This window comes from Pseudomonas paraveronii, from assembly GCF_963681955.1.
Classification (GTDB): domain Bacteria; phylum Pseudomonadota; class Gammaproteobacteria; order Pseudomonadales; family Pseudomonadaceae; genus Aquipseudomonas; species Aquipseudomonas paraveronii.
On sequence record NZ_OY817130.1, the window covers coordinates 2,056,291 to 2,068,209 of the forward strand.

Sequence of the window (11,919 nt, forward strand, 5' to 3'; positions counted from 1 at the left end):
TGCTCCAGAAGGCTTTCACAGGACTTTTTCCTCGAAATTTACCGCCATTTACGCCTTTTATTCCGCCAGCGCAATGCGCTATTAGCGTGAGGTCAGCGCGTTGTCATTAGTAGCCTAACTGTCTATACTCGGCCACCGACCGCCAAGGGCTTTTGGGCTTGCTTTCATTGGGGGTCGCACTCCCTGGGTGGCGTTACCTGACCAGTACACTCCCCAACAACTTTGCCCTGATTGTTAGGGGCTCTTCAGTGTGAAAAAAAGCCGTGAATAGCCAACGACCTGTAAACCTAGACCTAAGGACCATCAAACTCCCCATCACCGGCGTTACGTCGTTCCTGCACCGTGTTTCCGGCATCATCCTCTTCCTGGGCTTGGGCTTCATGCTTTACGCATTGAGCAAATCCTTGGGTTCCGAGGAAGGTTATGCCGAGGTGAAGGCATGCTTGACCAGTCCGCTGGCCAAGTTCGTAGCATGGGGTCTCTTGTCCGCTCTGCTGTATCACTTGGTAGCCGGCGTGCGCCACTTGATCATGGATATGGGCATCGGTGAGACGCTGGAAGGCGGCCGCCTGGGCTCGAAAATCGTCATCGCCATTTCCGTGGCGCTGATCGTTCTGGCAGGAGTTTGGATATGGTAACCAGCGTAACGAATCTGTCGCGTTCGGGCCTCTATGACTGGATGGCACAGCGTGTGTCTGCGGTCGTTCTCGCGGCTTATTTCATTTTCCTGATCGGATACCTCGTCGCAAATCCGGGCATCGGCTATGAACAATGGCATGGCCTGTTTTCCCACAATGCGATGCGAATCTTCAGTCTGCTGGCCCTTGTAGCCCTGGGCGCTCACGCCTGGGTCGGCATGTGGACCATCTCGACCGACTACCTGACGCCAATGGCGCTGGGCAAGTCTGCGACAGCAGTACGGTTTCTCTTCCAGGCAGTATGCGGCGTCATGATGTTCGCTTACTTCGTCTGGGGTGTGCAGATTCTTTGGGGTATCTGATCCATGGCTAACATTCCAACTATTTCCTTCGACGCCATCATCATTGGTGGCGGCGGCGCCGGCATGCGCGCAGCGCTGCAACTGGCTCAGGGCGGTCACAAGACTGCCGTGATCACCAAGGTGTTCCCGACGCGTTCCCACACCGTATCGGCTCAGGGTGGCATCACCTGCGCCATCGCCTCCGCCGACCCGAACGATGACTGGCGCTGGCACATGTACGATACCGTCAAGGGTTCCGACTATATCGGTGACCAGGACGCTATCGAATACATGTGTCAGGAAGGCCCGGCCGCCGTGTTCGAGCTGGACCACATGGGTCTGCCGTTCTCGCGTACCGAGCAAGGTCGTATCTACCAGCGTCCATTCGGCGGTCAGTCGAAGGATTACGGTAAAGGTGGCCAGGCTGCCCGTACCTGCGCTGCGTCCGACCGTACCGGTCACGCGCTGCTGCACACCCTTTATCAGGGCAACCTGAAAGCTGGCACCACGTTCCTGAACGAGTACTACGCGGTTGACCTGGTGAAAAACCAGGACGGCGCATTCGTCGGCGTGATCGCTATCTGCATCGAAACCGGTGAAACCACCTACATCCGCGCCAAGGCTACTGTTCTGGCGACTGGCGGTGCAGGTCGTATCTACGCATCGACCACCAACGCCCTGATCAACACCGGTGACGGCGTTGGCATGGCGCTGCGTGCTGGCGTGCCGGTGCAAGACATTGAAATGTGGCAGTTCCACCCAACCGGTATCGCCGGTGCCGGTGTACTCGTCACCGAAGGTTGCCGTGGTGAAGGTGGCTATCTGATCAACAAGCACGGTGAGCGTTTCATGGAGCGTTATGCTCCGAACGCGAAAGACCTTGCTGGTCGTGACGTTGTTGCCCGCTCCATGGTCAAGGAAATCATCGCCGGCAACGGCTGTGGCCCGAATGGCGACCACGTAATGCTGAAGCTCGATCACCTCGGCGAGGAAGTGCTGCACAGCCGCTTGCCAGGTATCTGCGAGCTGTCCAAGACCTTTGCTCACGTTGACCCGGTGGTTGCTCCGGTTCCGGTTGTTCCGACTTGCCACTACATGATGGGCGGCGTGCCGACCAACATTCATGGTCAGGCGATCACCCAGAACGCCGAAGGTGTGGACGAGATCATTCATGGTCTCTTCGCAGTAGGCGAAGTGGCTTGCGTATCGGTACACGGCGCCAACCGTCTGGGCGGCAACTCGCTGCTCGACCTGGTGGTATTCGGCCGCGCTGCCGGCCTGCACCTCGAGAAGGCGCTGACCGACGGCATCGAATACGATGACGCCACTGACGCCAACATCGAAGCTGCCCTGGCCCGTCTGAACGCTCTGAACGAGCGTACCGATGGCGAAGACGTGGCTACCCTGCGTCGCGAGCTGCAAAGCTGCATGCAGAACTACTTCGGTGTATTCCGTACCGGCGAATACATGCAGAAGGGTATCGCCCAGTTGGCCGACCTGCGCACGCGCATCGCCAACGTCAAGATCAACGATAAGAGCCAGGCGTTCAACACCGCTCGTATTGAAGCCCTTGAACTGCAAAACCTGTTGGAAGTGGCTGAAGCGACTGCGATCGCCGCCGAGGTTCGTAAAGAATCCCGTGGTGCTCACGCTCGTGAAGACTTTGAAGATCGCGACGACGAAAACTGGTTGTGCCACACCCTGTACTTCCCGGGTGACAAGCGCGTAACCAAGCGTGCCGTTAACTTCTCGCCGAAGACGGTTCCGATGTTTGAACCGAAAATTCGGACTTACTAAGGGTGGCTGCCATGTTGAAAGTCAGTGTGTATCGCTACAACCCTGATCGGGACGCTGCGCCGTTCATGCAGGATTTCCAGGTCGATACCGGTGGTAAAGACTTGATGGTGCTGGATGTGCTGGCCCTGATCAAAGAGCAGGACGAAGGTTTCTCCTATCGTCGCTCTTGCCGTGAAGGTGTTTGCGGTTCCGACGGCATGAACATCAACGGCAAAAACGGCCTGGCGTGCATCACGCCGCTGTCCGCCGTGGTTAAAGGCAACAAGCTGATCGTTCGTCCTCTGCCAGGTTTGCCGGTTATCCGTGACCTGGTCGTCGATATGAGCATCTTCTACAAGCAATACGAGAAAGTTAAGCCATTCCTGCAGAACGACACGCCGGCTCCGGCCATCGAGCGTCTGCAGTCCCCGGAAGAACGCGAAAAGCTCGACGGTCTGTACGAGTGCATCCTGTGCGCTTGCTGCTCGACTTCCTGCCCGTCCTTCTGGTGGAACCCGGACAAGTTCCTGGGCCCAGCCGCTCTGCTGCAAGCGTATCGCTTCCTGGCAGACAGCCGTGACACCCATACGTCCGAGCGCCTGGCTTCACTGGATGACCCGTTCAGCGTATTCCGCTGCCGCGGGATCATGAACTGCGTCAACGTATGTCCCAAAGGCCTGAACCCGACTAAGGCCATTGGTCACATCCGTAACATGCTGCTGCAAAGCGGCGTGTAATAGACGTTGTAGCAAAGCAGGACCGTTGTGCCCGTAAATGCTACGGCGCAGGCTTCAACCGGCGCCGTAGTCTTAACTTGAGCAGCGACTTACAAAGCCGCGGCTCTTATTTTGAAGAAATGAGACAAGCAGGGGCATTCGGGTTGGTACCCGAACTATCAGCGTGATCCTAAGTGGCTTGTTTTGGTCGCTGCACTGGGCCTTTTGCAAGCAAACTCGGTGTCGCCGCCGGTGGTGTCCCCAAATCGAGGGTGACCAAGCATGCAAGAAAGCGTGATGCAGCGCATGTGGAACAGCGGCTATCTTTCAGGTGGTAACGCTGCCTATGTGGAAGAGCTTTATGAGCTCTACCTGCACGACCCTAACGCTGTGCCAGAAGAATGGCGCACCAAATTTCAGACGTTGTCTTCAGACGGCAACGCTGCCACCGATGTATCGCACGCAACAATTCGCGATCAGTTCGTGCTGCTGGCAAAGAACCAGCGCCGCGCCCAACCGGTTTCAGCCGGGAGCGTGAGCAGTGAGCACGAGAAGAAGCAAGTTGAAGTACTGCGACTGATCCAGGCCTACCGTATGCGCGGCCATCAGGCGGCCCAGCTCGATCCGCTGGGCCTCTGGAAGCGTCCTGCACCTGCAGACCTGTCGATCAATCATTACGGCTTGACCAATGCCGATCTTGATACGATCTTCCGTGCCGGCGACCTGTTCATCGGCAAAGAGGAAGCGAGCCTACGTGAAATTCACGAAGCGTTGCAGCAGACATATTGCCGCACCATTGGCGCTGAGTTCACGCACATCACCGACTCCGAACAGCGTCACTGGTTCCAGCATCGCCTGGAAGGCGTGCGTGGCCGTCCGGTGCTGTCCGCCGATGTGCGCAGCCACCTGCTGGAGCGCGTGACCGCAGCCGAAGGCCTGGAAAAATACCTGGGCACCAAATACCCGGGTACCAAGCGTTTCGGCCTGGAAGGCGGCGAAAGCCTGATTCCGATGCTCGATGAGCTGATCCAGCGTTCCGGCTCCTACGGCACCAAGGAAATCGTGATCGGCATGGCCCACCGTGGCCGTCTCAACGTGCTGGTCAACACCTTCGGCAAGAACCCGCGCGACTTGTTCGACGAGTTCGAAGGCAAGAAAAAGGTCGAGCTGGGTTCCGGTGACGTTAAATACCACCAGGGCTTCTCGTCCAACGTGATGACCACCGGCGGTGAAGTTCACCTGGCCATGGCCTTCAACCCATCCCACCTGGAAATTGTTTCTCCAGTGGTCGAGGGTTCGGTGCGGGCTCGCCAGGACCGTCGTAACGACACCACCGGTGAGAAGGTTCTGCCGATTTCCATCCACGGCGACGCGGCATTTGCCGGTCAAGGCGTGGTTCTGGAAACCTTCCAGATGTCGCAGACCCGCGGCTTCAAGACTGGCGGTACCGTTCACATCGTCATCAACAACCAAGTGGGCTTCACCATCAGCAACCCGTTGGACGCGCGTTCCACCGAGTACGCCACCGACGTTGCCAAGATGATCCAGGCACCGATCCTCCATGTGAATGGTGATGATCCGGAAGCCGTGCTGTTCGTGACCCAACTGGCTGTCGACTACCGCATGCAGTTCAAGCGTGACGTGGTGATCGACCTGGTTTGCTACCGCCGTCGCGGTCACAACGAAGCGGACGAACCAAGCGGCACCCAGCCGTTGATGTACCAGCAGATCACCAAGCAGCGCACTACCCGTGAGCTGTACGCCGAAAGCCTGACCAAGGCCGGTGTGGTTGACGAAGTGCGTGTTCAGGCGAAAGTCGACGAATACCGCAACGCGCTGGACAATGGTTTGCATGTTGTAAAAAGCCTGGTTAAAGAGCCGAACAAAGAGCTGTTCGTCGACTGGCGTCCGTACCTGGGCCACGCCTGGACTGCACGTCACGATACGTCTTTCGATCTGAAGACCCTGCAGGAACTGTCTGCCAAGCTGCTGGAAATTCCGGATGGCTTCGTCGTACAGCGCCAGGTTGCGAAGATCTACGAAGACCGTCAGAAAATGCAAGCCGGCGGCCTGCCGATCAACTGGGGTTACGCTGAAACCATGGCGTACGCGACCCTGGCGTTCGAAGGTCACCCGATCCGCATGACCGGCCAGGACATCGGCCGTGGTACGTTCTCGCACCGTCACGCGGTTCTGCACAACCAGAAAGACGCGGGCACCTACATCCCGTTGCAACACCTGTACGAAGGCCAGCCACGTTTCGACCTGTACGATTCGTTCCTGTCCGAAGAAGCCGTGCTGGCGTTCGAATACGGTTACTCGACCACCACGCCTAACGCGCTGGTGATCTGGGAAGCCCAGTTCGGCGACTTCGCCAACGGTGCCCAGGTGGTTATCGACCAGTTCATCACCAGCGGCGAGCACAAGTGGGGCCGTCTGTGCGGTCTGACCATGCTGCTGCCACACGGTTATGAAGGTCAGGGTCCGGAGCACTCCTCGGCCCGTCTGGAGCGTTACCTGCAACTGTGCGCCGAGCACAACATCCAGGTGTGCGTGCCGACTACCCCGGCCCAGATCTACCACTTGCTGCGTCGTCAGGTCATTCGCCCGCTGCGCAAGCCGCTGGTAGTGCTGACACCGAAATCGCTGCTGCGTCATAAATTGGCCATCTCGACCCTGGAAGATCTGGCGGAAGGCTCGTTCCAGACCGTGATTCCAGAAATCGATGCACTGGATGCGGCCAAGGTCACTCGCCTGGTCCTGTGCAGCGGCAAGGTCTATTACGATCTGCTGGAAAAACGCCGTGCCGAAGGCCGCGAAGATATCGCCATCGTGCGTATCGAGCAGCTTTACCCGTTCCCGGAAGATGACCTCATGGAGATCATCGCGCCTTACACCAACCTCACTCATGTAGTGTGGTGTCAGGAAGAACCGATGAACCAGGGCGCGTGGTACAGCAGCCAGCATCATCTGCGTCGCAGCATTGGTAACCACATCAAGGGCTTGGGCCTGGAGTACGCCGGTCGCGATGCTTCTGCCGCGCCTGCATGTGGTTATGCATCGATGCACGCTGAGCAGCAGGAAAAACTCCTGCAAGATGCTTTCACTGTCTAACGCCTTCGCGCTGACTGAAACCGAATTTTAAGGACCCACAGATAATGGCTATTGAAATCAAAGCCCCGACATTCCCGGAATCGGTTGCCGATGGCACCATTGCCACTTGGCACAAGAAACCAGGCGAGGCTGTAAAGCGTGACGAACTGATCGTCGACATCGAGACCGACAAAGTCGTTCTGGAAGTGTTGGCCGAAGCTGACGGCGTGCTGGGCGCGATCATTGCCAATGAAGGCGATACCGTCCTGTCCAACCAGGTACTGGGCTCGATCGAAGCGGGCAGCGCTGCTGCTGCTCCGGCCGCCGCACCGGCTGCTGCTTCTGCTCCAGCTGCTGCTGCTCCGGCTGCTGGTGGCGAAGATCCAATCGCCGCACCGGCTGCTCGTCAACTGGCCGAAGAAAACGGCATCAACCTGGCTTCCATCAAAGGCACCGGCAAAGATGGCCGTGTGACCAAGGAAGACGTGGTTGCTGCAGTTGAAGCCAAGAAAAACGCTCCAGCAGCTGCACCTGTCAAGGCTGCAGCGCCTGCTGCCGCTGCTCCTGTGTTCGCCGCTGGCGACCGCACGGAGAAGCGCGTTCCGATGACCCGCGTGCGTGCCACCGTGGCCAAGCGTCTGGTTGAAGCCCAGTCGAACATGGCGATGCTGACCACCTTCAACGAAGTCGACATGACCGAAGTCATGGCCCTGCGTTCGAAGTACAAGGATCTGTTCGAGAAGAGCCACAACGGCGTGCGCCTGGGCTTCATGTCGTTCTTCGTGAAAGCGGCCACCGAAGCGCTGAAACGCTACCCGGCAGTCAACGCTTCCATCGACGGTAGCGACATCGTTTACCATGGCTACGCAGACGTCGGCGTTGCCGTGTCCAGCGACCGTGGCCTGGTGGTTCCGGTTCTGCGTAACGCCGAGCTGATGAGCCTGGCTGAAATCGAAGGCGGCATCGCCGGCTTCGGCAAGAAAGCCCGTGATGGCAAGCTGACCATCGACGAGATGACCGGCGGTACCTTCACCATCACCAACGGTGGTACCTTCGGTTCGATGATGTCGACCCCGATCGTCAACCCGCCGCAAGCCGCGATCCTGGGCATGCACAACATCATCCAGCGTCCGATGGCTATCAACGGCCAAGTCGTGATCCGCCCAATGATGTACCTGGCGCTGTCTTACGATCACCGCCTGATCGATGGTAAAGAAGCCGTGACTTTCCTGGTGACCATCAAGAACCTGCTGGAAGACCCAGCTCGTCTGCTGCTGGATATCTGATAGAAGCAGCTGCCGGCCTCAAGTGACAGGCTGCCGGAAACGGCAGTCGGGCTTGGGGCTTGCGGCTTGAAAGCTTGCTGCTAAATAGAGGAACTATTTTCATGTCGCAGAAATTTGACGTTGTAGTGATTGGTGCAGGTCCTGGCGGCTATGTTGCTGCCATCAAGGCCGCACAACTGGGCCTCTCGACTGCTTGCATCGAAAAATACACCGACAAGGAAGGCAAACTGGCACTGGGCGGTACTTGCCTGAACGTTGGTTGCATTCCTTCCAAGGCGCTGCTGGACAGCTCCTGGAAATTCCACGAAGCGCAAAGCGGTTTTGCCATCCACGGCATCAACCACGCTGGCGTGACCATGGACGTACCCGCGATGGTCGGCCGTAAAGCCAACATCGTTAAAGGCCTCACCTCCGGCGTTGCGACCCTGTTCAAGGCCAACGGCGTAACTTCCCTGCAAGGTCACGGCAAACTGCTGGCCGGCAAGAAAGTTGAAATCACCAAGCCGGACGGTTCGGTAGAAATCATCGAAGCCGAAAACGTGATCCTGGCCCCAGGTTCGCGTCCAATCGACATTCCACCAGCACCTGTTGACCAGAATGTGATCGTTGATTCGACCGGCGCCCTGGAATTCCAGGCAGTTCCTAAGCGTCTGGGCGTGATCGGCGCTGGCGTGATCGGCCTGGAACTGGGTTCGGTCTGGTCCCGTCTGGGTTCCCAAGTCACTGTTCTCGAAGCCCTGGATACGTTCCTGCTGGCTGCTGACACTGCAGTGTCCAAAGAAGCGCTGAAAACCCTGACCAAACAAGGTCTGGACATCAAGCTGGGCGCTCGTGTGACCGGCTCGAAGGTTAACGGCGAAGAAGTTGTCGTGACCTACACCGACAAGGATGGCGAGCAAACCATTACTTTCGACAAGCTGATCGTCGCCGTTGGTCGCCGTCCAGTGACCACCGACCTGCTGGCTTCCGACAGCGGCGTGAACATCGACGAGCGTGGTTTCATCCACGTTGACGATCACTGCGCTACCACCGTTCCAGGCGTCTACGCCATTGGCGACGTGGTTCGCGGCATGATGCTGGCGCACAAGGCTTCCGAAGAAGGCATCATGGTTGTCGAGCGCATCAAGGGCCACAAAACCCAGATGAACTACGACCTGATCCCATCGGTTATCTACACCCACCCGGAAATTGCATGGGTCGGCAAGAACGAACAGCAGTTGAAAGCTGAAGGCGTTGAAGTTAACGTCGGCACCTTCCCGTTTGCTGCTTCTGGCCGTGCCATGGCAGCCAACGACACCGGTGGTTTTGTCAAAGTCATCGCTGATGCCAAGACTGACCGCGTATTGGGCGTCCATGTGATTGGCCCAGGCGCAGCAGAACTGGTCCAGCAGGGCGCAATCGGTATGGAATTCGGCACCAGTGCCGAGGACATTGGCATGATGGTTTTCTCCCATCCGACTCTGTCCGAAGCATTGCACGAAGCCGCGCTGGCAGTGAATGGTCATGCCATTCACATCGCGAACAAGAAGAAGCGCTAAAACGAGATAATAAGAAACCACGGCGGCTGCCCGTCGTGAGCCTTGCGCGCAAGACTCACCGCGGAATGTCCGCTGGACGCAGTCTTGCGCAGCTTGACCGGGCTTAAGTCCGGCAAGTTGCGTAAGCAGCAGTCACAGGTGGCGCGGCACTCATAATGAGCGCAGCGCCGAATGCGCAGTACCTAACGAAGACGGTAAAAAGCATGAATCTTCACGAGTATCAGGGTAAGCAGCTGTTCGCTGAATACGGCCTGCCAGTATCCCAGGGCTACGCAGTAGACACCCCGGAAGCAGCAGCAGAAGCTTGCGATAAAATCGGCGGGACCGAATGGGTTGTAAAAGCCCAGGTTCACGCAGGTGGTCGCGGTAAAGCGGGCGGCGTTAAGCTGGTTCGCAGCAAAGAAGACGCCAAGGCCTTCGCACAACAGTGGTTGGGCAAGCGTCTGGTGACTTACCAGACTGATGCCAATGGCCAGCCAGTCACCAAGATCCTGGTTGAATCGTGCACTGATATCGCTAAAGAGCTGTACCTGGGCGCTGTCGTTGACCGTTCGAGCCGTCGTATCGTGTTCATGGCTTCCACCGAAGGTGGCGTGGACATCGAGAAGATCGCTCACGACACTCCAGAAAAAATTCTCAAAGCCACTATCGACCCACTGGTTGGCGCTCAGCCATTCCAGGGTCGCGAGCTGGCTTTCCAGTTGGGTCTGGAAGGCAAGCAAGTTGCCCAGTTCGCCAAGATCTTCGTAGGTCTGGCCAAACTGTTCCAGGATCACGATCTGGCCCTGCTGGAAGTGAACCCGCTGGTGATCAAGGCTGACGGCGATCTGCATTGCCTCGACGCCAAGATCAACATCGACGCCAACGCCATGTACCGTCAGCCTAAGCTGAAGACTTTCCACGATCCGTCGCAAGACGATCCGCGCGAAGCGCACGCTGCCAAGTTCGAACTGAACTACGTAGCGCTGGAAGGCAACATCGGCTGCATGGTCAACGGTGCTGGCCTGGCCATGGGTACCATGGACATCGTCAACCTGCATGGCGGCAAACCAGCCAACTTCCTCGACGTGGGCGGTGGTGCTACCAAAGAACGCGTAACCGAAGCCTTCAAGATCATCCTGTCCGACGCCAACGTCGCTGCAGTACTGGTCAACATCTTCGGCGGCATCGTTCGTTGCGACATGATTGCCGAAGGCATCATCGGTGCAGTGAAAGAAGTCGGCGTGAAAATCCCGGTGGTTGTTCGCCTTGAAGGTAACAACGCTGAACTGGGCGCTAAAGTACTGGCAGAAAGCGGTTTGAACATCATCGCGGCTACCAGCCTGACCGACGCTGCTCAACAAGTTGTCAAAGCTGCGGAGGGCAAATAATGAGCGTCCTGATCAATAAAGACACCAAAGTTATCTGCCAGGGTATTACCGGTTCGCAAGGTAGTTTCCACACCCAGCAAGCCATCGAATACGGCACCAAGATGGTGGGTGGTGTAACTCCGGGCAAAGGCGGCACCGAGCACCTGGGCCTGCCCGTGTTCAACACCGTGAAAGACGCTGTAGCAGCCACTGGCGCCACCGCCAGCGTGATCTATGTTCCAGCTCCTTTCTGCAAGGACTCGATCCTGGAAGCGGCATTCGGCGGCATCAAGCTGATCGTGTGCATCACCGAAGGCATTCCTACCCTGGATATGCTGGACGCCAAGGTCAAGTGCGACGAGCTGGGCGTGGTCCTGATCGGCCCTAACTGCCCAGGCGTGATCACTCCAGGCGAATGCAAGATCGGCATCATGCCCGGTCACATTCACTTGCCAGGTAAAGTCGGTATCGTTTCCCGTTCCGGCACCCTGACCTACGAAGCTGTGAAGCAGACTACTGACGCCGGTTTCGGTCAGTCGACTTGCGTCGGCATCGGCGGTGACCCGATCCCAGGTTCGAACTTCATCGACATCCTGAAGCTGTTCCAGGAAGACCCGAAGACCGAAGCGATCGTAATGATCGGTGAGATCGGCGGTTCGGCTGAAGAAGAAGCGGCTGCCTACATCAAGGCACACGTGACCAAGCCGGTTGTTTCCTACATCGCTGGTGTGACTGCCCCTGCTGGCAAGCGCATGGGCCATGCTGGCGCAATCATCTCTGGCGGCAAAGGCACTGCAGACGAGAAATTCGCTGCACTGCAAGACGCAGGCGTAAAAACCGTGCGTTCGCTGGCAGACATCGGCAAGGCCTTGGCCGAGCTGACCGGTTGGGCAGTCAAGTAAGCCTCGCGCTTAACTGACGCTTCACCAGCAAAGGCCACCTTCGGGTGGCCTTTGTGCATTCTGGGCGGCCCATTTATTGAAATGTACTTGGTCCCATGTGGGAGGGAGCAAGCTCCCTCCCACATTTTTTGTCTGTATCGCCACATTAAGTATGAAAACACGACATTCCAATGTCGCTTATCGGACAGTCCGCCCTGCAACAGTGCGTTTATCGGCCAAATTCTGTACCCTTGCCGCCTCTTTAAAGCGCCCGCATCCCAAAAGGAAGCCGCGCTAGACC

At 57.6% G+C, this 11,919-nt stretch carries 9 protein-coding genes; all 9 read left to right on the forward strand.

Translation table 11 applies throughout. The features are described from left to right. The first annotated feature begins 263 nt into the window (after window positions 1–263). The 9 genes from sdhC (at window position 264) to sucD (ending at window position 11,639) form a co-directional block, all read left to right on the forward strand. Window positions 264–638 carry a succinate dehydrogenase, cytochrome b556 subunit gene (gene sdhC / locus U5A08_RS09445; protein WP_253394419.1) on the forward strand — a complete coding sequence of 125 codons (375 nt, stop codon included), beginning with the start codon at window positions 264–266 and terminating at the stop codon, window positions 636–638. Further along, entirely contained in the window at window positions 632–1,000 is a 369-nt protein-coding gene (sdhD, locus tag U5A08_RS09450; RefSeq protein WP_247396440.1) for a succinate dehydrogenase, hydrophobic membrane anchor protein, read from the forward strand. The genes sdhC and sdhD overlap by 7 nt, the downstream gene beginning before the upstream one ends. Before the next feature lie 3 nt (window positions 1,001–1,003). Next, entirely contained in the window at window positions 1,004–2,776 is a 1,773-nt protein-coding gene (sdhA, locus tag U5A08_RS09455; RefSeq protein WP_247396442.1) for a succinate dehydrogenase flavoprotein subunit, read from the forward strand. A gap of 11 nt (window positions 2,777–2,787) precedes the next feature. Then, the gene (locus tag U5A08_RS09460; protein ID WP_247396444.1) at window positions 2,788–3,492 is read left to right on the forward strand and encodes a succinate dehydrogenase iron-sulfur subunit; all 705 of its coding nucleotides are present in this window, start codon (window positions 2,788–2,790) and stop codon (window positions 3,490–3,492) included. A 261-nt stretch (window positions 3,493–3,753) separates the two neighbouring features. Continuing rightward, window positions 3,754–6,585 (forward strand): 2-oxoglutarate dehydrogenase E1 component, encoded by a 2,832-nt coding sequence (locus U5A08_RS09465; RefSeq protein WP_253394421.1) that lies wholly within the window; start codon window positions 3,754–3,756, stop codon window positions 6,583–6,585. 44 nt (window positions 6,586–6,629) lie between these two features. Beyond that, window positions 6,630–7,850, forward strand: a complete 1,221-nt coding sequence (gene odhB / locus U5A08_RS09470) for a 2-oxoglutarate dehydrogenase complex dihydrolipoyllysine-residue succinyltransferase (RefSeq protein ID WP_321851299.1) — start codon at window positions 6,630–6,632, stop codon at window positions 7,848–7,850. A gap of 101 nt (window positions 7,851–7,951) precedes the next feature. After that, a complete protein-coding gene (gene lpdA / locus U5A08_RS09475) occupies window positions 7,952–9,388 on the forward strand; it encodes a dihydrolipoyl dehydrogenase (RefSeq protein ID WP_253394425.1) in 1,437 nt (478 codons plus the stop codon). Between the two features lie 203 nt (window positions 9,389–9,591). After that, window positions 9,592–10,758, forward strand: a complete 1,167-nt coding sequence (gene sucC, locus U5A08_RS09480; RefSeq protein ID WP_053255233.1) for an ADP-forming succinate--CoA ligase subunit beta — start codon at window positions 9,592–9,594, stop codon at window positions 10,756–10,758. Then, on the forward strand, window positions 10,758–11,639 hold the full coding sequence (sucD, locus tag U5A08_RS09485; protein WP_003172813.1) for a succinate--CoA ligase subunit alpha: 882 nt from the start codon (window positions 10,758–10,760) through the stop codon (window positions 11,637–11,639). Before sucC ends, sucD begins: the two co-directional genes overlap by 1 nt. Window positions 11,640–11,919: the final 280 nt, after the last annotated feature.